The 19,681-nt window shown below is 60.4% G+C and carries 21 protein-coding genes and 1 tRNA gene; 8 read left to right on the top strand and 14 right to left on the bottom strand.

Annotation, left to right across the window (positions count from 1 at the left end; genetic code table 11):
- The first annotated feature begins 217 nt into the window (after nt 1–217).
- A complete protein-coding gene (locus tag MKK58_RS08035) occupies nt 218–1,672 on the top strand; it encodes a metallophosphoesterase family protein (RefSeq protein ID WP_243911575.1) in 1,455 nt (484 codons plus the stop codon).
- Between the two features lie 466 nt (nt 1,673–2,138).
- On the opposite strand, the gene MKK58_RS08030 is transcribed toward MKK58_RS08035, so the two are convergent.
- The 4 genes from MKK58_RS08030 to MKK58_RS08015 all read right to left on the bottom strand — a co-directional run bounded on the left by MKK58_RS08030 (nt 2,139) and on the right by MKK58_RS08015 (nt 4,948).
- Nucleotides 2,139–3,137, bottom strand: a complete 999-nt coding sequence (locus MKK58_RS08030) for a hypothetical protein (protein ID WP_243911574.1) — start codon at nt 3,135–3,137, stop codon at nt 2,139–2,141.
- A 72-nt stretch (nt 3,138–3,209) separates the two neighbouring features.
- The gene (locus MKK58_RS08025; RefSeq protein WP_243911573.1) at nt 3,210–3,647 is read right to left on the bottom strand and encodes an SHOCT domain-containing protein; all 438 of its coding nucleotides are present in this window, start codon (nt 3,645–3,647) and stop codon (nt 3,210–3,212) included.
- Between the two features lie 98 nt (nt 3,648–3,745).
- Nucleotides 3,746–4,084 (bottom strand): DUF3768 domain-containing protein, encoded by a 339-nt coding sequence (locus MKK58_RS08020; RefSeq protein WP_243911572.1) that lies wholly within the window; start codon nt 4,082–4,084, stop codon nt 3,746–3,748.
- Between the two features lie 120 nt (nt 4,085–4,204).
- Nucleotides 4,205–4,948: a hypothetical protein gene (locus MKK58_RS08015; RefSeq protein ID WP_243911571.1), complete on the bottom strand. Its 744-nt coding sequence runs from the start codon at nt 4,946–4,948 to the stop codon at nt 4,205–4,207.
- 367 nt (nt 4,949–5,315) lie between these two features.
- On the opposite strand from MKK58_RS08015, the gene MKK58_RS08010 reads away from it, so the two are divergent.
- From MKK58_RS08010 to MKK58_RS08000, 3 genes are all read left to right on the top strand, one after another.
- Nucleotides 5,316–5,570 (top strand): hypothetical protein, encoded by a 255-nt coding sequence (locus MKK58_RS08010; protein WP_243911570.1) that lies wholly within the window; start codon nt 5,316–5,318, stop codon nt 5,568–5,570.
- A 358-nt stretch (nt 5,571–5,928) separates the two neighbouring features.
- Nucleotides 5,929–7,098: an alpha/beta hydrolase gene (locus tag MKK58_RS08005; protein ID WP_243911569.1), complete on the top strand. Its 1,170-nt coding sequence runs from the start codon at nt 5,929–5,931 to the stop codon at nt 7,096–7,098.
- A gap of 194 nt (nt 7,099–7,292) precedes the next feature.
- Nucleotides 7,293–7,916 (top strand): class I SAM-dependent methyltransferase, encoded by a 624-nt coding sequence (locus MKK58_RS08000; protein WP_243911568.1) that lies wholly within the window; start codon nt 7,293–7,295, stop codon nt 7,914–7,916.
- On the opposite strand, the gene MKK58_RS07995 is transcribed toward MKK58_RS08000, so the two are convergent.
- Together MKK58_RS07995 and MKK58_RS07990 are read right to left on the bottom strand one after the other, a co-directional pair.
- Complete coding sequence (locus MKK58_RS07995) at nt 7,917–8,093, bottom strand: hypothetical protein (RefSeq protein ID WP_243911567.1); 177 nt, start codon at nt 8,091–8,093, stop codon at nt 7,917–7,919. It abuts the gene before it with no gap.
- A gap of 246 nt (nt 8,094–8,339) precedes the next feature.
- A complete protein-coding gene (locus MKK58_RS07990) occupies nt 8,340–9,440 on the bottom strand; it encodes a hypothetical protein (RefSeq protein ID WP_243911566.1) in 1,101 nt (366 codons plus the stop codon).
- A 152-nt stretch (nt 9,441–9,592) separates the two neighbouring features.
- Here MKK58_RS07990 and MKK58_RS07985 point away from each other — a divergent pair, with 152 nt between their 5' ends.
- Nucleotides 9,593–9,760: a hypothetical protein gene (locus MKK58_RS07985; protein WP_243911565.1), complete on the top strand. Its 168-nt coding sequence runs from the start codon at nt 9,593–9,595 to the stop codon at nt 9,758–9,760.
- Nucleotides 9,761–9,803: 43 nt separating this feature from the next.
- Here the strand turns inward: MKK58_RS07985 and MKK58_RS07980 are convergent, their stop codons facing one another.
- Complete coding sequence (locus tag MKK58_RS07980) at nt 9,804–11,777, bottom strand: ATP-binding protein (protein ID WP_243911564.1); 1,974 nt, start codon at nt 11,775–11,777, stop codon at nt 9,804–9,806.
- Nucleotides 11,778–12,172: 395 nt separating this feature from the next.
- On the opposite strand from MKK58_RS07980, the gene MKK58_RS07975 reads away from it, so the two are divergent.
- Nucleotides 12,173–13,231: a hypothetical protein gene (locus MKK58_RS07975; RefSeq protein ID WP_243911563.1), complete on the top strand. Its 1,059-nt coding sequence runs from the start codon at nt 12,173–12,175 to the stop codon at nt 13,229–13,231.
- 142 nt (nt 13,232–13,373) lie between these two features.
- Here the strand turns inward: MKK58_RS07975 and MKK58_RS07970 are convergent, their stop codons facing one another.
- Both MKK58_RS07970 and MKK58_RS07965 read right to left on the bottom strand, forming a co-directional pair.
- Nucleotides 13,374–14,264: an ImmA/IrrE family metallo-endopeptidase gene (locus tag MKK58_RS07970; protein ID WP_243911562.1), complete on the bottom strand. Its 891-nt coding sequence runs from the start codon at nt 14,262–14,264 to the stop codon at nt 13,374–13,376.
- A gap of 410 nt (nt 14,265–14,674) precedes the next feature.
- Nucleotides 14,675–14,938: a hypothetical protein gene (locus MKK58_RS07965; RefSeq protein WP_243911561.1), complete on the bottom strand. Its 264-nt coding sequence runs from the start codon at nt 14,936–14,938 to the stop codon at nt 14,675–14,677.
- A gap of 206 nt (nt 14,939–15,144) precedes the next feature.
- Here MKK58_RS07965 and MKK58_RS07960 point away from each other — a divergent pair, with 206 nt between their 5' ends.
- The gene (locus tag MKK58_RS07960) at nt 15,145–15,555 is read left to right on the top strand and encodes a GNAT family N-acetyltransferase (protein WP_243911560.1); all 411 of its coding nucleotides are present in this window, start codon (nt 15,145–15,147) and stop codon (nt 15,553–15,555) included.
- A 49-nt stretch (nt 15,556–15,604) separates the two neighbouring features.
- Here the strand turns inward: MKK58_RS07960 and MKK58_RS07955 are convergent, their stop codons facing one another.
- Together MKK58_RS07955 and MKK58_RS07950 are read right to left on the bottom strand one after the other, a co-directional pair.
- Nucleotides 15,605–16,501: a 3'-5' exonuclease gene (locus MKK58_RS07955; protein WP_243911559.1), complete on the bottom strand. Its 897-nt coding sequence runs from the start codon at nt 16,499–16,501 to the stop codon at nt 15,605–15,607.
- A 172-nt stretch (nt 16,502–16,673) separates the two neighbouring features.
- Complete coding sequence (locus MKK58_RS07950; protein WP_243911558.1) at nt 16,674–17,120, bottom strand: hypothetical protein; 447 nt, start codon at nt 17,118–17,120, stop codon at nt 16,674–16,676.
- 108 nt (nt 17,121–17,228) lie between these two features.
- On the opposite strand from MKK58_RS07950, the gene MKK58_RS27115 reads away from it, so the two are divergent.
- Entirely contained in the window at nt 17,229–17,423 is a 195-nt protein-coding gene (locus MKK58_RS27115; protein ID WP_409565216.1) for a DUF6894 family protein, read from the top strand.
- Between the two features lie 6 nt (nt 17,424–17,429).
- Here MKK58_RS27115 and MKK58_RS07945 read toward each other — a convergent pair whose 3' ends face one another.
- The 3 genes from MKK58_RS07945 to MKK58_RS07935 all read right to left on the bottom strand — a co-directional run bounded on the left by MKK58_RS07945 (nt 17,430) and on the right by MKK58_RS07935 (nt 19,671).
- The gene (locus tag MKK58_RS07945) at nt 17,430–17,663 is read right to left on the bottom strand and encodes a hypothetical protein (RefSeq protein WP_243911557.1); all 234 of its coding nucleotides are present in this window, start codon (nt 17,661–17,663) and stop codon (nt 17,430–17,432) included.
- Nucleotides 17,664–17,945: 282 nt separating this feature from the next.
- Nucleotides 17,946–19,493 carry a site-specific integrase gene (locus MKK58_RS07940; RefSeq protein ID WP_243911556.1) on the bottom strand — a complete coding sequence of 516 codons (1,548 nt, stop codon included), beginning with the start codon at nt 19,491–19,493 and terminating at the stop codon, nt 17,946–17,948.
- A 93-nt stretch (nt 19,494–19,586) separates the two neighbouring features.
- Nucleotides 19,587–19,671, bottom strand: a tRNA-Leu gene (locus MKK58_RS07935).
- Nucleotides 19,672–19,681 lie beyond the last annotated feature (10 nt).

Below are 19,681 nucleotides of genomic sequence, written 5' to 3'. Positions count from 1 at the left end.
GGGCGGGATCGATCGCCGGCGATCGCGGCAAGCGCTGACTGGGTGGCGGCGTCGAGGAGCACGCAGACGGTCTGAGCCATTGCCCAGACTCGCATGCATCGCCCGCCTCGTGAATCCTCTGACCGCGTCAGTGCACTAGCTTTGAGGCGGCATTCGCTGGACTACCTGAGCTTCGTTCGTGGTGCATTCCACGCCCCCCCTATAGGAGATGGATGGAATGGCAACACCGGCAATAGCTCTTAGATTCCGCGACACGACACCGGGAGTCGATACAATTACCGAACACAGGGCAGTTCTTGCACGGAATGGCTTGGTGGGTTGGGGCTGGTGGAAGAAAACATTCGAAACTGATCAATGTGATGGCATAATGCAACTGCTTGCCACCTCTGGCAAGATCGACATTATAATCATGGACCGCACGACAGAGCGCGCATTTTACTGCTGTTGCATTGCTTTCAATAAGCCATCTGAAGCAGATGCATCAGCGGTTCCTGCGTACTACAAGGATCATTTAGGTTTAACCGCTGGCGTATTTTCGCTTCTCACTATCGATGATATGCCATTCGATATTACGCTTGGCAATTCGATTGGTGATGAAACATTTCTCTGGATTAACTCCAAAGCTGATTCGACCCATGGGCATATAGAGGTACCGGCGGACGCGCCGGGTCGCTCGTGCGTGCTTCACCTCTCCGATCTTCACTTCGGGGGTGACTACGGTTTTCGTCGTCAGAAAGAAGATGTAGATCTTGGCGATCCGCGCAAAACATTAACCGACTGTCTCATGTCAGACCTCGAAAGGTTAGGTTTGACAAAAAGTATCGCCGCGATGATCGTAACAGGCGATTTCATGACTCATGGTAAGTTCGACGAACAGCATAGGAAAGCTGCGCTTGCGGAGTTCGAGGCTCTGCGAGAGCGGCTTGAGCTCAGTCCTGAGCAGATCATTCCACTTCCTGGCAATCACGACGTTGTTCGCTACCCCGAGGGAACTAAAATAAACGTGCGTGAGAACGCTGTTGAAGTACAAGTTAGATACGACCACGAGACGCCTTTTAGGACCTTCGTTGACGAACTGACTGGTCGAGATTGGAAGGCATCGCTCAACTACACCCGCCGTATACGACTGGGCGAAACGGACTTGGACGTTTGTGTCGTAAATTCTTGCACGATCGCCCCGACCGAATGGACAGAGTATGGCTACGTCGGACGAAACGGGCTTGACGCTATCATCGAACTTGGCGAGCAGGCAGTTGACCGGCCGACATTTAGGTTTCTGGCTCTACATCATCATCTTCTGCCCGTAGTTAACGTAGAAGCACTAAAGTCAAAGGGAGTAACATTGACGATAGACGCGGCTGACATCCTAACCGCCTGTCAAATGTCAGGAGTTCATGTTGCGCTCCATGGCCACCAGCACAAGCCGAAAGTTGCCATGTATCAGAGCCTCGGGCTCAACGGTGAGCAGACCAACGGGCCAATCTACGTGGTATCGAATGGTAGCGCGGGAGCTAAGAACGCTCGGCTCCCCGCAGGAGAACGCAACACCTATTGTCTCTTTCAGCTTAAGTCGGCCAATATAGATCTCTGGATTAGGGAGCTGCGCCTAGATGGACAAGCAGGTGCTACGATCTTCAACGGTTCTCTTACTACTCAGCCTATAGACCCATAGCAAGAACCACGCACCTTAAGGCTGCTGGGCGTTAGCGGCTCGTCAGAGCGCCATAGATTGCGAACTCCGATTTCAGCCTTTGGGCAAGATGGCCGAGTTCAGGTACCTACGTCGAACCGAAATTCTCGGACGGGTGGCGAATGGCCGCTGTGGAGAAGCGCTTATAGCGGCCCGGGCGGCTGGGTCGGGTCGGAGACAGAACGTCCCCTTCAGGGCGAAGAGTTAGGATCCCGCTGCCAACCAAGAGCAGTCCTTCAAACGGCGAAGCTAATTCGACCTCGACGTGCACATTATCAAACTTAACTTGATGCCCGGCCACATGGTCAAAGCTGTGATCGCCAGTTGCCATTCGCATCGTCATAGCAGCGAACTAGTGCACTGACGCGGACAGGCTCTCGATGGGAACATCGCTAACTCACTGATTTGTTAACGCTTTTCAGTTCTCAACGTGCACCATATGAATGCGTCAGCGCACTAGCTCGCGTAGCCCCGGCGACGGTTGCTCGTAGCTAACGACCGCGACGTCGAGGTCGTACTCACCGGCCAGTTGCAGTGCTCGCCGCATGGCCGCGTCGATCCAATTATCCGCGTTCCCGAAAGCACCACCGCCTAGCCGTGTCAGCAGCACGCGGTTCGAGCCGCCACGCGCTGCGTTCAGAAGCCCGGCCAACAGCGTCCCTTCATAGGCCGCTTCCAGCACGAGGCGGGCAAGCGGCTCCCAGTACGAGGCTGGCACGCGCGAATAAGCGACCGGCAGCGCCGAGCAGAAGATCTGACTGACCAGCGGGCGCGGAGTCGGCCCGTCGGTGACCTCGACATCCACATGTAAGCCAAGCCGTAACTGGCTGCGCAGATCGTCGAGGCCTCCTTCGTCCTCCGCGCTCAGGTACTCGGCGATGGCCGTAAGACTCGCCTGCGTCGACAGCGCGTAGCCGTTGCGCATCGTCCACAACGCCTCACGGTCGGTGCCGAGACGCTGCGCGAGGACATCGCCGAGGTCGGCGAGGCCGTCGAGCTGGCGCTCCGCTGTTTGCCCAATGCCGCCTGCCACGGGCACGAGGTAGTTGCGGTAAATCGTGGCGGCGCCCGCTGCCATGGCGCAGGCGGGCCCTTGCGTGCGGTCATACGCGTAACGGGCGACGCCGTCCTCCGGCGCAACGTCCGGCCCGACCATCTCCAGCATGTTGAACTGCGATGCGACCTGGAACAGCGCGCTGCGGTTCTCTGGCAGCCTGTGCATGGCGCGCACATCGCCTTCGACGATGCTCAACCGCAATCGGCCTGGGCGGTGAACATGCGCGGCGGCGGTACGCAGTTCTGAAAGGGACGGCATCGTCAGTGTCCCAACCGCGAAGCCTTCGCCGGTGTCCTGTCGAACGAGATGTCCGTCGACGACACGAAGCCGGCCCTGTGTTTGCTCGTAAGTCGTCTCCCGAAAGCCGGTCAGCCGCTTAAACCAGTCCATTCGGCGGTCCTCTCAACACTTGCATCAGCATACTCCCTTGAAGCCCCTTTCGACGGGCGAGTCCCTCACAGCTCAGAAGCCGGACACGTTCACGAGGATGCGGTCACCGCGCACGTAGAGCCGCCACATGATCCGCCGTTCGCCCGCATTCAGCACCGCCGAACCAACGCAAGTGCGATCCTGCTTCTCGGCATCGAAGCTGAGTTCACGGATCTGGTCGAGGGCGAGCAGACGCCGCGTGACTTGCCTGTTGTCGTCGGCGCCCTCGATGGCCTGGCGCACGAGCTCCCGTGTTGCAACCGCATCGCAGACGGGGAAACCTAGCGGCCCCCGAGGCGTCCCGAGCCAAACCAGGAATAGGAAGGCGAGGATGAGGCCAACCCATCGCTGCCAGCGAGATGGTGGCCGAGCCGGTTTGAAGAGGCGAGCTTTCTGTTCCTCGTACTCGGCCTCCGTGATGAGGCCTTTCTGGCGTAGCTCGGCGAGCTTGGCGAAACGATCCGCGTCCATGTGGTATGTCTTTCGGCATAGCGATGCCGTGGCGCTGGGAAAGGCGCTGCCGGCATCGCGGAGGGGGATGGGAGGGGCCCGCGGGCTGATCGCGCCGGCTAGTACTCGGCCGCCAGCATCACGGTGAGCACGCGGGCGGTGACGCTGGCATCCGCAGGGTCTCGAGAGGCACGGGCCAGGGTGCGGTCGAAGTAGTCGATCTTCCAGAAGACGCGCTCGCCGGCGGCTTCGAGCGCGCCGAAATCGCCTTCGCCGTAGGGATCGTTGTCGGCATCGAAGCGGTCGAAGGCTGCCACCGCGGACAGGATCACCTGCTGGCGCTCACGGCCGAGCGCGATGATGCCCGCGGTCAGCATCAGGGTGCCGCCGGTGAGCGAGCGTCGTAGCTCATCGTTGAGCGCGCGAACGCGACCCACATCGAGGATGTCGGTGGTCATGGGAAGCCTCGGGATCCGGGAAAGGGGGGAGCTCAGCCGCTCGGCGGCCTTGGTGGCTCGCGAGAGGGGGCGCCCAGCCCGATCACAGCCGTCCTGGGCGCCCGGGATTGCCGCTGCCGCTCAGGCCCCGCCAGGGGGCAGCATGGCGAGTTCTCCGGCTTTGCGCAGGATGGTCGCCTGCAGCGGGTAGTCCCTCCAGCGCAAGGAGAAGACCTGGCCGTTGATGCCGATCACCTCCGCCTCCCACCAGCCGTCCTCGGGGCCCTCGTGAGCCAGAACGAGGCTGCCGAGGCCGATCTCGTCACGCTCGCGAGGCTTGGGGGTGCCAACGAAGTTGCGGTCACCAGGGCGCGGCTTTGGCGCGCTGTCCACCCCGAGGCTCGCCGCGATGGGCTTATCCGCCTCTGAGGAGGGCCGAGGCGGCGCGACAGGGGCGACCGGGGCTACCGTCGGTGCGGGTTGATCAAGGCCGCCCGGCGCGATCACCTTGGGCGTGGTGGGGTCTGGTGCGCTGCCAGCATCAGGTCCTGCTTCGGCAAGGCTTAGGCCAGCGCATTCCCCTGCCAGTGCAACAAGACGCCCGTAGAGGTCGGGCCGGGCTCCCGGTACGTGCGCCTTGCCGCTGGGCAGGATACGGCCGTGGGCAAGTTGAATGGCCAGCGCGCACGGCTCCTCGCCTTCGATGGGCAAGGCGCGCAGCTTCATGGTGTCGGCGGCGGCTTTGGCAGCTTCGGCCTGGTTGCCATCGAACCAGGCGGCGCGGGGCTTGCCGCCCCGGTCGCGCCCAAACAGCACGAGAACGGGCGGCTGCGGTGTGAGGGGTGCTTCGACAACGAGAGCGGGCAGGTTCGTTCGAGCGGTCATGCGGGTGCTCCTGAAACGACGAAGGCCCCCGTGATGGGGGCCTTCCGTGGAGGTGCTGCTGAGGAGAGTGCGCCGCGATGGACACGATGGCGGCCGGTGCCACTGCGGTCGTGATCGCTGATGCATGACGCTTCTCCCCATTCAGCGTCGGCCGCTACCGATGCGGCGCACCGGTTCACCAGCCAACACCGTCAGCATAGCAAAAATCTTGTAAATGTAAAAATTTAAATCCTATATTGAGTTTTCTTCCTCGCATGCAAGCGTCATCTAACGATAGGATCTTCCATAATGTCATTTATGTCTGACAAAAACTATCGCATACAAAGTGTAAAGTCTTACGCAAGTGTGCCACAAACCGGAGAGCGACGTGACGATTGAGGAAGACGAGATCCGGATCGACTCTCTGGAAAGCAAGCTGGTGATCGCTCGTCAAAGACGCGACAGCTTGATTGCACTGCTACACGAGACGGAACATGCCGAACGGGCTGGGACGCCGAACCAGGACCGCATACGCGAGCTGGTATCTCTCTCCAAGGAGGCCTATCAGCGCGTTGTCGAGTTAGAGCAAGAGCTTGAGGCTGTTTACGAAATGGCAGGCAGGCCAGCGAAAGCGTCCGAGTGAGGGATCATGCTCTTGCGGATGGCCGTCCTCCTCTTATTGCATCCAGATGCCATTCTTGTTTGGCGCGACCAGCTTGTCATGGCAGCCCATCACGATGCCGGAAACGACGATGACTAAAGGGCGGTCCCATGACCTCGCGTCGCTGTTGCGACCGGACCCGGTCACTTCAAGCGAGCGATCTGCCGTTCGGGAAGCTCGCGACCTCCAACGCGAAGGGACGGTGCAGCCTTCCTGTTGCAGAAGGTCGCGGTCGCTTGAGGGCACGGTAGAGCCGCACGTCTGATCGCGCATAGACAGGCAACCTGTTCCGCGCCGATATACCAGACAGGACGCAGCAGACGTCCGTGGGAGGATGTCGATGCGGAAGTTGGCGCTGCTTGGGGCTTGCGCCCTGTTCGGGTTCACGGCGACGGCACTTGCCGAGCCTGCTCCCGCCCCCCGTGACGTGCCAGCGGTCTTCAAACCGGCGCAGCGTGAGGGCTATTTCTTCGTTGGTGGCCGCTATGAAGCAGTTGGCGGAAAGGAACTCGCCACCGGGCAGATGTTCGTCCAGTTCCACGCCCCGGCCGAGGTCACCCAGCCCTATCCGGTCCTGCTGGTGCACGGCACGGCACAGACCGGCGTTAATTTCCTCGGCACTCCCGATGGCCGGCGCGGATGGGTAGATCATTTCGTCGAGCGCGGCTTTGCCGTCTACGTCGTCGATCAGGTCGGCCGTGGCCGATCCGGCGACAACCCGGAGGTCTACGGCCCCTATGCCCGGCTTGCGCCCGGCGATCTGGAGAGCATCTTCACAGGCCAAGAGAAGTTCGGCCTCTTCCCGCAGGCTAAGCTCCACACCCAGTGGCCGGGCGGCCCCGGCGTGAAGGGCAACGCCGCTTTCGACCAGTTCTACCTCTCCCAAGTGCCTTACATCGCGAATGGGCTGAAGAGTGAGGAGCTGGTCAACCCGGCTCTCATCGCGCTGCTAGAGAAGATCGGCCCGTCGGTCGTGCTGACCCACTCGCAAGCCGGGGTGTTCGGCTGGGCAGTCTCGGATCAACGGCCTGATCTCGTGAAGGCGCACGTCGCCGTTGAGCCGAACGGCCCAACCTTCTTCGACATTAAGTTCAAGGGCGGTGCAGAGTGGTACGAGCGCGTCGGCGAGGCGCGTGCTCGACCCTACGGCATTACCCGCGTGCCGCTCCGCTTTGAGCCGCCTGTGAGCTCCCCGAGCGATCTGACGGTCGTGCAAACCGACCAACCAACCCGGCCGGGTCAGATCCGCTGCTGGTTGCAGGCCGAGCCTGCCCGGCAGCTCCCGAACCTCGCGAAAGTGCCATCGGTCATCGTCACCGGCGAAGCATCGTTCCGGGCGACGATGGACGACTGCACGGGTGCTTTTCTGGCCCAAGCCGGCGCAAAGCCAGATCGCCTTGCGCTTGCTGAGCATGGGATCCACGGCAATGGGCACATGATGATGCTGGAAATGAACAATGGCGCGGTTGCCAACGCGATCATCGACTGGATCGTGACTAAGACGCAGTGAGGGCGGGCGGCGTACCCCAATAACCCTCGTGTCGCTCACGGTCCGGCCGGCCGCGTCCTGCAGCAGGGCGCGACGATCACCCTCAGGACAAAGGTCAGGATGACGGCCAAGATATGGAGACAGTACGCCTGATTGTGCTTTGCTACATTCGAAGTCGTTGCGCCTGGCGGTGAGATAGGCAAACGGGGACGACCATGATCACCCTTCCCGGATTGCCCCCCGAAGCCTTCGCCAAGGAGGACGAGACGCCGGACGCCCTGTTCTACGACCAACCGCGCTTCGTCACGCATATCGACGACGCGGCCGTCGAAGCCGTTACCGATCTATACCGCACTCATCTGCCGCCCGGCGGACGCATCCTCGACTTGATGTCGAGCTGGGTCAGCCACTTGCCTGCGGAGGCCGCCTACGCCGCTGTGATCGGGCATGGCCTGAACGACCGCGAGTTGGCCGCCAACCCGCGTCTGACGCAGCGTTTCGTGCAGGACCTCAACGCCGATCCGATCCTGCCACTCGAGACCGACAGCATCGACGCCGCTCTCATCTGCGTCGGGGTGCAGTACCTGCAGGACCCTGTAGCTGTGCTGCGCGAGGTGGCCCGCGTGCTGGTGCCGGACGCCCCCATGATCATTTCATTTTCGAATCGGTGGTTTCCGACGAAGGCGGTGGCCATCTGGCGCGCCTTGCACGGGGACGATCAAGGGCGGCTCATCGACGTCTACTTACGGCACGCCGGGTTCTCGGCCATCGAGGCTTATGCAGTGGTGCCTGAGGGCGGCTTCGGCGATCCGCTATGGGCGGTGATAGGCCGAACATAATCATGGGTGGAGGGCGCGTAGCGGGTCGGACACTACGTTGCTCGGTGGCGGCCGAAGCTGATCGACCTGCGCGAGGGAATTGAGCCTGATCTCGACAAGGCCGCTCTCGATGCCGCTCCAGGATTTCTCGCGAGCCGGCACGGCAGCCGCCTTCGGGGTGAACGCGGCTACCGTCATCGTGCGCCGCGATCTCCATCCTATATGTCGCAAGTGATGATCGCCAGCGTTTGGCCGATGCAATCTTGAATGATTGCATCGAACAGCGGACAAAGATCGCAACGATATGTTCCAGGGAGGTCGCGGGCAGTGCCCTGCCGCCGCGCGAAGAAGCCACGGCGCGCAGAATGGCCGGACGACCGACCTATGATCTCGACGATGACCTGCCGTTGTGATGAATGCAAAGGGCTACGCTTCAGGCTGCGATTAGGCGACTTCGATCTCCTCGACGATGGGGAGCCAAGCTTGAAACTCCGCACCTGTGGCGATCCATCGGAAGCCCATCGGCGTCACCACCAGACAGGCCGCTTCGCCGGCGCCTGCGGGCGGATCCCATAGGCCGTGCTCTTCGACCTCAGCGAGCAGATCTTCGAACCGCTGCGTGTCCTTGAGGTCGACCACGAGGACGTCGAACCCCGCCGCGTAAATGTCGCTCATGAGTATCGGAGAGACAGGCCTGGCCTGCGTGACGTAGGCAGCGACCATCCAGCCTCCTAGGCGGTCGGTGATCCGGCGCTGCCGCTCATAGGCATCGTCGACCTGAGGCGCGAGGGCGTTGCTGGAGATTGAGAAACGTCCATCCTCGGTCAGCTCAATCGTCCAGGACATGGGAGGGTTGGCGCTGAACCGACCAACAATCTTTCGGGCCGGCCGAAACGACTCGGCCACTGTCTGCTGTTGGAGCCCGAGCAGCTCGAAAAAGTACAAGCCGATCTGCAGGGCGTTTTGAACCTCCTCGAATGGCAGCACCATCGCGTTACCGCCATTCCTCCTTCGCAGACGAAGGCCGTCCGGACCGAGGATGTAATCGGCATGGGCGATGCCGTTGCGGATGTCGTCGCGGAAGGTGATTTCGAAGAGGTGCGCAAGCCCAGTCATTCCGATCTCGGTGGCGACCTGTGCCAGTCTTCGGAACATCGCATTGGCGTTTGGACCGACGATGGCGTGGGGCTGCCTCCGAACCCTTACCAGATCCTGGAATGGCCAGAGATTGTAGCCCTTTAACTGCGCGACGTGCATGGTGTTGAGCAAGCCCTCGTATACCCCGCCAGCTTCGGAGAGCTGCGTATAGAGGCAGAGGATCTGCCTGAGCTCCGGGCGCGTAAGCGGCGCGCCTTTCGTAGCAAGGGCCTTGAGCTCGCCGAAAACCTCATATGCGGTGATGGTCGTGGTCCAGCCCGCATCCTGCGCGCCGCGAAACTCGCCCGACAAAGCGGCTGCCGTGTCGATCTCGTTGAGCTTGCGTGCATAGGCAAAGAGGTAGGTGAGCTGCCTGTTGAGCTCACGCAGATAGATACCAGATTCCATGGTCTAATGGCCGCTGCATCTGGGCGGCCATACTCGCCGACCAAAGTTCGTTATTAGCAGTTTCGTGCCGCTGGCGCCCGAACCGAGACGCCCCCCCCTCTGCTAAGCCGACCTGAATGAGGACGGCCTAGGATTAAAATGATTCATTAACCATGAATTTAGCCCCGGATCGTTTGCCCGTCTATCTCGCACGAGATGCTGCTGCGGACGATCTGTGGCAATCGTTCTATTCGATCCGCTCGGAGCGGCAGCGGATGGAGCCGCTGGAGCGGCTGGAGATCTATTTATCGGTCTGCAGCTTTATGGTCCATGCCCTGTAAGATAAGGCCGCCAGAGGCGAAATCACCGTCACCTGAGCAGCCATCAGCCGGTGTTCGTGATCCCGAGCTTCTGGAAGAAGATCGCGTTCCGCAGTCGCGCGTCCTGCATAACCTTGCCGAACGGCACGATTTCCACGAAGGCAGCTGGATTTGTCGTGTAGCCGAAATAACCCTCGCCATCTGGGGTTTTTTCAAAGCGGCCGATAATCCGTTCCTCCAACTGCGGGGTGATGTCCGCCACGACATAGCAATGGAACGACGTACTTGGCCGGATGCCCCGGATCGACCGCCCGCGGATATCGACCTCGCCAGATGTGTCCTTGAGGCGCTTCACATACGAAAGCACCTGCTGAATCGGGTCCTTGCCTTTGTTGTAGTCCTCCCGCATCGGGCGCTTGAACTCGACAATCACGATGGTGTCGGTGTCCTCGCGCTCCCTCCATGCCACGCAGGAGTTGTAGAAAAAGGCCAAGTCCGGCCTTTCGTCGCTATCGAGGGTCGTATAATTCGACAGCCGCTCATCGGAAGCGAAGAAGTTAAAAAATGCCAGACGATCATCCAGCAGCCACAGATTATGATCGTCAATCGTCAGGCCCTTAGAGTCGATGCGCATAGGGCAGAACAGCTGGTGAAGCGCATCCTCCTTGCTATACGTCTCCTTGCCCGTGTCGTCGTATTCCAGCAGCGTTTCAAACAGATCAAGGACTGCCTTACGACGTGTTACATACTCAGCTAGAGCGCCCCGCTTTTCGTCGGCGATATATCCGGTATATTCTTCGACCTTTTCAGTTAGAGGGCCCTTCAGTAGCTCGCCGGTCTTGATCGACTTTTCGACGGCGACGAACTTCTTCTGCCTGCGAAACCGCGCGCGGGACATTTCTAGGAAAATTTCCTCCTTCCCATATGAATTAGGCTGCAGGCCCTCAGCGAAATTTTCCAGGTCGTCGGCCAGATACAGGAACTGCGGGTTTTCCGAAATCAGATCCCTTGTCGTTTCGACCTTCCGGGCGATGGCCTCCTCGATGTAGGGGCGCAGGTAATGGCGAGCGGCCTGTGCGATCCCGCGCTTGATTTCGTCCACCTCGGATGGATCGAGGGTGAACGCGGTGCGCTCGCTGTTGACCTTCGTATCGAGGTACGGGCTGGACGCGCAGGCGATGTAGACATGCTCTCGGTCGAGCGCCTTGAGGCCCAGCTGTTCGTCAATGGCATAGTCGATGACCGACCTGCTATCGCCCGCGATGAAAGCGAAGTTGAAGGCTGGCGGCTCGAACCGCATGCGCTTGTCGCACTTGAGCGACCAGACGGTGAGGGGAAAGGCGTCGTCCCCTTCGCCTATAGTTATGGTCGTCGTCTCGTGGTCAACGATGCTCTCGCTGAACACCGTCTCAATCTCGGTTATGCCGTCATCCTCGACCGTCACCTTGGGCGCATTGCCAGCAACGAACAGTGGGACGAAGTGCGCTGCGATCCGGTTTTCAATGACGCCCAGCTTGACCGGGCAGCGGTTCTCAAAAGGCGTTTTCAGGCCCCTGAAGCTGATGATGGTCCGATGCGCGGGCTCCACCGTGTGGCTTTCCCGCTCAAGGATCTGATCCTGCTCCGATAGCCGGAAATCGAAGGCGCGGCGCTCCCAGCCCGATTTACCCTGAAAGGTGCTGTCAACGGTGATCCGGTCGAACACCTTTAGCCAGGCCAGGCGACCAACGCCTTTGCCGCCACGTGTCTCCTTCCACCGGGAGTCGGGCGTTCGGAACGAGCGGAAATTGTCGTCCGTGAAGCCTATGCCGTTATCCTCGATATCGAAGCCGATCACACGGCCAGCTGGATCATCCCCCAGCCTGACCACACGCAAATAAATCCGGCCCTTAGTGCGCGCCTCAGCGTCGTACAGGTCCGTGATCGAATGGACCGAATTGCTGACCGCTTCCATGAGTGGCAGCAGGGCGTTTTTTTCCGTTGGCCGTAGAGCCAGCCGGTTCACACGGCCGATGATATCGCTTTCGAGGTTTGCCACGTCCTGCCCCCGGTGCCGCTCGGGTCTGATGCTCGATTGGCCACGCTTGCCTTTATAGGCATGCTCTGGTGCGGGTGATAGGCTACATGCCGCCCAACCTCAGATTTGCGGGAATAGGTTGACGCATCAGCCTTATCGGGTGCGACAACGCACGGGGTAATTTTTGCTGCAAATAGTTCCGCAAATTATATCGGCATTGGCCCGCACAGTTCGAGCTTTGAGTAGCAGTGCCTCAAAACACTGCAAAGCCGATAGCCCTTCAAACACAGTTTTCCGTGCACTGATAGCCGTGAGGAGCACGCTAAGAGATACCCCTCCCCAACCCCCTGTTCGGCGTCTGTTCCTATCGCCGCGAGGCTAGGTTTGGCTCGGGACTCGCGGTGGGGGGAGGCATCATGTTCGATGAGCTTCTGAAGTTTCTAGGCAAGTTAGATGGCCAGCAGGTCAGCGTGAATCTGGAATGCCAGGCTGACGCGGACGGCTATCTCGACAAGGAATGCCCCAACGACCCGTGCCGGTTCGGCTTCAAGGTTCATGAGCAGGATTGGTCGGACATCGTCCGCGACGAGGAAGTCTTCTGTCCCTCTTGCGGACATGCAGCACCGGCGCAGGACTGGCTGACAACCGAGCAGGTGGAATGGGCCAAGCAGGCTGCGTTCAACCAACTCACGGACGGGTTCGATCAGGCGATGCGTCAGGACGCTAACGACTGGAACCGGCGGCAGCGGCCGAACCAGTTAGTGAGCATCACAATGCAGGTAGCTGGAACCCCGGAACCCGTGCAGTTGCCGTTGACGGCCACCGAACCAATGCGGCTTAAAATCAGCTGTGAGAAATGTAATTGCCGCTACAGCGTGATCGGTTCAGCATACTTCTGCCCATCGTGCGGCCATAACGCTGCCGACCATATGTTCAGCCAGTCCCTCGACAAGATCCGGGCGTCCCTGGATGTAGTTCCCACACTAAAGGTAGCTATTCCCGACCGAGATGCCGCCGAACACGCCGCACGTTCTTTAATCGAAGGCGGCCTGCAGAGCGCGGTGACGGCGTTCCAGCGTTTCGCCGAAGCTCTGTTTACTGCCAATCCGGCGGCGCCGAAGGCACGGCGGAACGCCTTCCAGAACTTGGAGGAGGGCAGCCGGCTCTGGCACCAGGCTTACGGCACCACGTACGAGCAGCATCTCGGCGCCGATGATCTGACCGAGCTGGGCCGGTATTTCCAGCAGAGGCACTTGCTGGCGCACAAAGATGGGCTGGTTGACGCTGATTACGTCGTCAAGAGTGGGGATGCCTCATACCGAGAGGGTCAGCGCCTGGTGATTCAGGCCGCGGCGGTGAGGTGCTGCGTCGACCTCGTTGAGAAACTCGGCAACATGCTGCGGGCTGATGCACAGACAGCCGCAGCGCAAGCTAAGACCGCCCCAGAGGGCGGTCCAGGTGTTTCAGGCGGTTAGCACTTTCGTCCGCGCCATTGCCTGCCCGTGCCATTGGGGCACAAGCCATACTGACATGGCACATTGGTTCGTTCGATCCCGAAATATTATTGAGGCCAAAATCGTAGCTAAACTCGGCAACTCAATTCTTCATAAGTGTTGCCTACCGTCGCCCGGAGTGGAAGCGGTAGCGCCATCCTTCCTCTTGCCTGCGCTCATCCGCGCTTTCCTCCGGGACAGGTTCCAGACGCAGCAGGATCATCGCGAAACCGTTCTGCTGTAGGTACACCTGCTCGTAGAGAAACGGCGCGCGAAGGTCGCGCTTCACATCGATCCAGAGATCGGGACTGCACGCGGCGATGTCGCTGGCAATGTTCGGCCGATGCGAACTGCTGTGATAGCGCGAGCGTGTCGGGACCGGGCTGCCGACCGCGCAGATGATGTCCGGAAAGGAGAGGCTGCGGTAGCACCGCTGCACCCGGCCGTTCCCCGCCACGACGATGGCGATCCGCTCGGGGTGGTACTGCACGTAGGCCCGAGCCGCCACCTCCTTACCGACCGCGAAGTCGCGCGCGAGCGCAAGAACGTGCTGCAGATCGGGCTCGCGAAACGCTGACATAGCCGCACGTAGTAGGTGCGGGGGCATCAGCACGAGACCGGCGAAGCGGTTGGCCTCGACCTCCATGCGCTGCCGCCTGTCGCCGTCCTTCGCGGTAACGCGCAGTAGGTCAGAACTCTTGCACAGGAACTGGCCGGGCTGATCCGGGACGTGGTGCGCCATCAGGAAGTGGCCGAGTTCGTGCGCGATGGTGAAGCGGCGACGCAATTCGCCCCCGCGCTTGGCTTGGATGGTGCCTTCTGACCGCTTCGCGTCGGTAACGAGGCCGCCCTCGAATTCGTCAGTGCTGAGGTCCTCAATTCTGAGGATCCCGAGGCGCTCGCATAGGTCCTGGATCGGCACGGGCACCGTAAGTTCGGGTTCAGCCTGTAGGATGCGCTTGACGAGCGCCTCCGGCGAGCTCGCGCCCGTGAGGTCCTTTCTGCTGATCGGCATCCGCACAGCCCCTTCTCGTCGCTAAGCCGATACATCAGGCTGCCACTTACCCACGATCCGAAGTGTCTGTCCGGAAACATTTCAAAAGCGGAATCGACGTTTCCAGACGGAGCGAATTGCGGAGCCTCACAGGGGGAATTCTAAAAACGGCGTCTGTGCGTTCCGAAAAACACAATGATTCCAAAGGCAGGTTTCCGGACAGACACTAAGACCGGACTGGGGTGATTTCGTGTGGGCGGCAACCCAACTGCGCCATTGCGAGCAAAGGCCATGCTGGCGCGGCATAGTGGTCACAATGACTCCGACGACGTGACAGAAGCTGAGATTGCTACCGCGCTTGCCAAGCTTGCACGGCGGCGAATGGTCGGCCGGACAGCCATTCTCAGGAGGATGGACCGGTGAAATCGTGGTCAGAAGCTCGAGTTGCGTAGGCCAAGCTGCGCGTGCGCCTCCGCGGGGGTCATCTGCCGAACGGCTTCATCCGAGAAGCCAAGCTCACGCAACTCTGCGCGTTGCTGATTCGTGATCATCAGCGACAAGGCGGGAAATGACGCAGCTGGGGCAGCGAGATCGCTCGGCGGAAAGACCTCCGCGCGGCGCAGCCGGTGGAGGAAATCTTCCTCTGCAGCCGCCTGATCGAGAAGCGCCCGGAGATAATCGTTGGTCCCTGACATCGGCAATTTTGCCTGCCTCCCTGCTGCATAAACGGCGTACTTGGCCGTCCACCCCTCTGGTAGCTCCTTTTCCGATACATCGTGTACCGAGTTTCTCGCATGAAGCACGGACTTTCGCCGGCCCGGGCGCTACAGCTGTCCATCCAGGAGGCTACCTACAGGCAATGCACATACGTCCCTACAGGTGCGAAACTGACGAAAATTCGGTGCTCGCAGTCTTCGACCAGACCTTCCCCGTCTCTCATTCGTTCCTAGAACACAGTGAGCAGACCGAGGGGCGTCAGCATCTGAAGCTTCTGCTGGGTCACTCTGAAACTCTGCTTGCTGAACTCGACGGCGTGGTGATCGGCTTCATCACCGTAGATGATGTGGGTTACATTCCCGCGTTGTACGTAGGTCGTACCGGCATCGGTGTTGGATCAGCTCTGCTGCAAGCGACACAGGATCGTCATGAACGCTTCGGGCTCCACGTCTTCGCAGAAAACGTTTTAGCTTTGCAATTCTACAAAGCACGGGGCTTTTCGGTGGTCGATGAGGATACACAGATCGATAGCTTGGGTCGCCGACACCATCGCTTCGAGATGGAACGCGCCAACGGTTCCATCGCATATCGGTAGCCGGTGGCACGCTGCGACGCTTAAATGTGCCCAGGCTTAGCTCAGAATCTCACCCCAAGGCTTCGGGGTTCGTCCGGGCGGAAAACCGATCCCGCGCCGTGATCCGATCTGTCGGCAGGTCCTGGAACTCGCGCTGGAAAATCTCTTGGTTGAGAAAGGTGCGCTCGATCTCGAGTTGGCCCTCATCAACATCGATGTACCAGCACCGACGCCGACCGCTCCAGCGATAGCTGCGGGCTTTCAGCACGTCCTTCGTGGTGATGGGTGAACCTGCGGCCCAGATGCGCACCGTGGGCCTGCGGGCAGTTTCGAGCAGGCACGACAGGGCAAGGCGACCAGAGGTCCTCAGCGGGGCTGCCAACAGCGCCAGGAGGGCATGGCAATCGTCGAGGGCGCGATGACCGTTATGAAAGAAGCCGTAATCGGTCAGCAGGTAGCCGAGCTTCATGCCTTCGTGGCCCTCGTCGCGCCAGGGCACCTGATGGCAGGAACAAGCCCAGTTCTTCTCGATGAAGATCGGCCAACGGCCTTCGCACATCTGGCGGTCGAAGCTGGCATTGTGAGCGATCACCACTGCGGCATCAGCGGCCATCGCGCTGACAGCCGCATCATCGATGCGCTGGCCAGCTACGTCGGCATCCGTGATGCCGGTCAGGCGCGTAACCTCGGGTGGGATCGGTTTGCTCGGCTGATGGAGCTGATTGAGCGTTTCGATCACGCGGTAGATGCGGCCGCTTGCGCCGTACTCGAACTTGATGATGCCAAGCTCGATCACTTCGTCGCGTGCGGGATCGATACCGGTCGTCTCCGTGTCGAGAATCAGTCCGATGAACGTCGGCTCGTTTGGCGGATCAACGCCCTCGGCAAATGGCGGCACACGACGAAGCACCCGGTACTCACCGGTGCCCTCCAGCACGCTCGCAATGCTGTCGAGAGCTTCGGTCACTAATGTCGCGTCCAGTCCTAAGCCCCGCCAGCACTCAACCATCAGAGGCTGCGAATCGTAGAGGGAGCAAGACACGGTCACGGCCTCCTAGCCAGACCTCCTTGAGCTGAGTCCCCAAGGAAACTAGCGTAGCTCGGCTTCATGACACCGAGGGTCGAACCGCCGGGCGCCTCTATGGCTTACTCACGGCCTTCTTCGAAGGCTCAGCGGGTTTGATGCTTCCCGTCTCCGTTACACGTTCACGAGCCTGATCGAGGCGCTTCTTCGAGGCGACAAGCTCGCGCTGTGAAATGCCAAGCTGACCCTTGACCGTGTCGCGGGCCGCAACCGCTTGGCCGAGCTCCTCGCGTGCGGAGGCGAGTTTGGCTTGCCACTCACGGGTAAGGTCGATGTTTGCCAGCACCAGCTCTTTTTGGCGGCTTACAAACCCGTTTCTTTCCGTCTGAAACAGGCTGACCTCAGCCGCAAGATTGCGGTTGGCTGACGCTTTGTTCGCGTAGGCTCCCCAACCCGCTATGGCGAAAACCCCCAGGACTAGGGGAAGCAATTGAGCACGTGTTGGCTTCCACGCAAAAATCACCTGGAGTTTCCAGCGCAGCAATTCGAGCAGGCGAGGCATGGACCGGCTGTCTCCTGTCGCGACCGGGCGGACTCGTTTGGTCCGAACGGCTAATCGATCAGCTTCACAACGATGCTCACGCAGCGTTAATCCTTACTTGAGGGCCACATCACAAAGCGGCTTGCGCTGGCCACAAACAAGGCTCGCTCCGAAGCTATCCGTACCCTGACCGAAGCTGCTCAGTCCGCTCCAGATGATGGGGAGCCGCGTCGCTACTCCATCACTGTCAGGGACGAGGGGAAGGACGTGGTCTACGAGGCTTTCGAGACCGCGACATGTCGCTGGGAGAAGCAGCTTCCCTGATCAATCCTATGGCTTGGCCGGTTGCGGCGCTGGCGCCTGGCGCTCATCCGACGCGCTGGTCGAAGGGGCCTGTTGTTGGTTCGCCGGGGGAGAAGCGCCTTGATCCTCTGCGATAGCTTGGTCAGCCTTGTTCTGAAAGTTGTCCGCGGTCTGCTGGCTGATGAGCCCGTAGGACACAGCAGCAGCCAGGGCGATGGCGATGACCGCCCCGAGTATCGTCCTCTTGAGCTTGTCCGTCATCGGTGAAGCCTTTCAGGTTCAATCATTGCCGATAGGTGTCACGTCTCGCCCAAGTGGGAGGCGATTCCTCGAACCCCGAACCCAACTCCAGCGCGGGTAGATGAGTTGCGAGGCAACCACTAAGCGTGTGATGTCATCGTCAGACACCCATACGGTTCAAGGACGGGGCCATATCGGGGTCAAATGATTTATTGGCAAATAAAAGCCGCCAACCTACCAATATATTGCATTATTTTTATGCAAATGGCGGGGACGGGGAATCCAAAATCCTTTTGACTGCATCTAGATTAATAGGATCGCTGGTATTTTTTCCAGTTCCCTCTTCATTGCCAATACATTGTACTCGCCATACTGATCGCCAATCGATTTGTGAGAGTGCCCGGTGATCGCATCCGCAATGTTGGGCGCGAGGGCGTGGTTGCGGGCTAAGGTTTTAAACCGATGTCGCCACGAGTGATTCGGAGATAACCGTGTGTCGGTAATGCCCAAATCCCTTACCCACCGCCCGAGAGTCTTAGTGCCGTTGCCGCCACGTTTGCCAAACTTATCTGGTCTCAGGCGGGAGAACAGTGGTCCGGTGCCCTGCGCGCGGACGAAGTCGAGGAAGCCAGCCGCGATCAGGGCAGAATGTAATGGCACCGTCCGTTCCGAGCCGACGGTTTTCAGTGAGCCTGCCTCAGCATCAAACCGCATCGTCGGGACGCCGTCGATCTCCCGTATGTCCTCAACTCGCAACTGGCATACCTCGGACAGCCGAGCGCCGGTATAAGCGCATAGCCAGGGTATCCACCGCCGCACCGGATCGGCTTCGCTGGCCGCTGCCTGCAGAATTGTAAGAGCTTCCGCTTCGGTGAAGCTGCGGATCCCCTGACCTGCTTTCTTCTTGGCGCTGATGGTGATGCCTGCAGCCGGGTTGGCCGGTAGCCACCGGTTGCTGACACCCCATTGCAGGATGGTACGCACCGGCGCGAGCTTGGCATCGTTGATCGTCTTCGGCTTGAGGCCAGCGGCGACCAGTTCGTTCTTCCAAGCGATGACGTTCTCGGGCGTGACCAGCCCCGCATCGTCGTGGCCGGTGAAAGCCACAAAACCCCGGAGCACACGCTTCCATTCGTAGAGGGTCTTTTCGGTCGGGTTTCTCTCTGCAGCCCACCCGGTCACGAGTTCATCAATGGTCACGGATGGCCGTGTAGCTGGGGCCTGCGCTGGCACCGGGCCTTGGTTCATGGCAACTGGTGACCCGAAAGTCGGCCCATCGAACTCACCTCGCGCGTAGCGAGCAAGGGTCAAGCTCGCTCGCTGCACGGCGGCAGCGATGCCTTTGGCGAGATTAAGGTGATCCGCCTCTTGGACGATGAGCCCCCGACGCTTCAGAAGGGCTGTCGCTTCCTGAAGGCACCATTCTTCCATCGCGGATTGACCGCTCTCGACGGTCCCCTTCGCATCGCGGATGAGGGCGGTGCCCAGCTCGGACCTCTGCGACCAGCCCCGACGCCGCGGCGGCCAGAGCTTGTCGCCCAACTCGATGTGCCAAAAGGTCTGCCGACTGGGCTCGTCGCGATAAAGACCCAGCCAGTGGTCGTAGACGGGGGCAGCGAGTTCGTGCGCCTCGCGCTCGCTCAGGTAGCGTGGCCCCACCCGCAACGCTGCCCACCGCTGCTCGAGCTCCACAAGGGCGACGGCGTGCAGCCGCTTAGCTTCCACGGGATCCTTGGTGCCAAGACTGACCTTCTCCTCGCGCTTGCCAACGAGCGCGCGTAGGTCGAGCGGCACGGCCCGGCGTAGGTAGTAGGAGGCGGTCTTGGGATGCTTCCAGGGACGCGTCGTCATCAACGCCATTGTACCACCCGCTTGTACCAACCGGGCAGTGTAAGTCCCTGATTTTGCTATTTCGTTCTGCGGATCAGCGGCTTAGCCAGCTGATGGTGCCCAGGAAAGGACTCGAACCTTCACCTCTTGCAAGACTGGTACCTGAAACCAGCGCGTCTACCAATTCCGCCACCTGGGCTCGCCGGGGC

The sequence above is a fragment of the Methylobacterium sp. J-078 genome (genome assembly GCF_022829285.1).
Lineage (GTDB): Bacteria > Pseudomonadota > Alphaproteobacteria > Rhizobiales > Beijerinckiaceae > Methylobacterium.
The sequence above is the reverse complement of the archived record's forward strand: the minus strand, read 5'-3'. Positions and strand labels throughout refer to the sequence as shown.

What these genes read in the sequence shown, in the direction of transcription:
- MKK58_RS08035 (WP_243911575.1), top strand. Translation starts at nt 218, where the DNA reads ATGGCAACACCGGCAATAGCTCTTAGATTCCGCGACACGACACCGGGA.
- MKK58_RS08030 (WP_243911574.1), bottom strand. Translation starts at nt 3,137, where the DNA reads ATGGACTGGTTTAAGCGGCTGACCGGCTTTCGGGAGACGACTTACGAG.
- MKK58_RS08025 (WP_243911573.1), bottom strand. Translation starts at nt 3,647, where the DNA reads ATGGACGCGGATCGTTTCGCCAAGCTCGCCGAGCTACGCCAGAAAGGC.
- MKK58_RS08020 (WP_243911572.1), bottom strand. Translation starts at nt 4,084, where the DNA reads ATGACCACCGACATCCTCGATGTGGGTCGCGTTCGCGCGCTCAACGAT.
- MKK58_RS08015 (WP_243911571.1), bottom strand. Translation starts at nt 4,948, where the DNA reads ATGACCGCTCGAACGAACCTGCCCGCTCTCGTTGTCGAAGCACCCCTC.
- MKK58_RS08005 (WP_243911569.1), top strand. Translation starts at nt 5,929, where the DNA reads ATGCGGAAGTTGGCGCTGCTTGGGGCTTGCGCCCTGTTCGGGTTCACG.
- MKK58_RS08000 (WP_243911568.1), top strand. Translation starts at nt 7,293, where the DNA reads ATGATCACCCTTCCCGGATTGCCCCCCGAAGCCTTCGCCAAGGAGGAC.
- MKK58_RS07995 (WP_243911567.1), bottom strand. Translation starts at nt 8,093, where the DNA reads ATGACGGTAGCCGCGTTCACCCCGAAGGCGGCTGCCGTGCCGGCTCGC.
- MKK58_RS07990 (WP_243911566.1), bottom strand. Translation starts at nt 9,440, where the DNA reads ATGGAATCTGGTATCTATCTGCGTGAGCTCAACAGGCAGCTCACCTAC.
- MKK58_RS07985 (WP_243911565.1), top strand. Translation starts at nt 9,593, where the DNA reads ATGAATTTAGCCCCGGATCGTTTGCCCGTCTATCTCGCACGAGATGCT.
- MKK58_RS07975 (WP_243911563.1), top strand. Translation starts at nt 12,173, where the DNA reads ATGTTCGATGAGCTTCTGAAGTTTCTAGGCAAGTTAGATGGCCAGCAG.
- MKK58_RS07970 (WP_243911562.1), bottom strand. Translation starts at nt 14,264, where the DNA reads ATGCCGATCAGCAGAAAGGACCTCACGGGCGCGAGCTCGCCGGAGGCG.
- MKK58_RS07965 (WP_243911561.1), bottom strand. Translation starts at nt 14,938, where the DNA reads ATGTCAGGGACCAACGATTATCTCCGGGCGCTTCTCGATCAGGCGGCT.
- MKK58_RS07950 (WP_243911558.1), bottom strand. Translation starts at nt 17,120, where the DNA reads ATGCCTCGCCTGCTCGAATTGCTGCGCTGGAAACTCCAGGTGATTTTT.
- MKK58_RS07945 (WP_243911557.1), bottom strand. Translation starts at nt 17,663, where the DNA reads ATGACGGACAAGCTCAAGAGGACGATACTCGGGGCGGTCATCGCCATC.
- MKK58_RS07940 (WP_243911556.1), bottom strand. Translation starts at nt 19,493, where the DNA reads ATGACGACGCGTCCCTGGAAGCATCCCAAGACCGCCTCCTACTACCTA.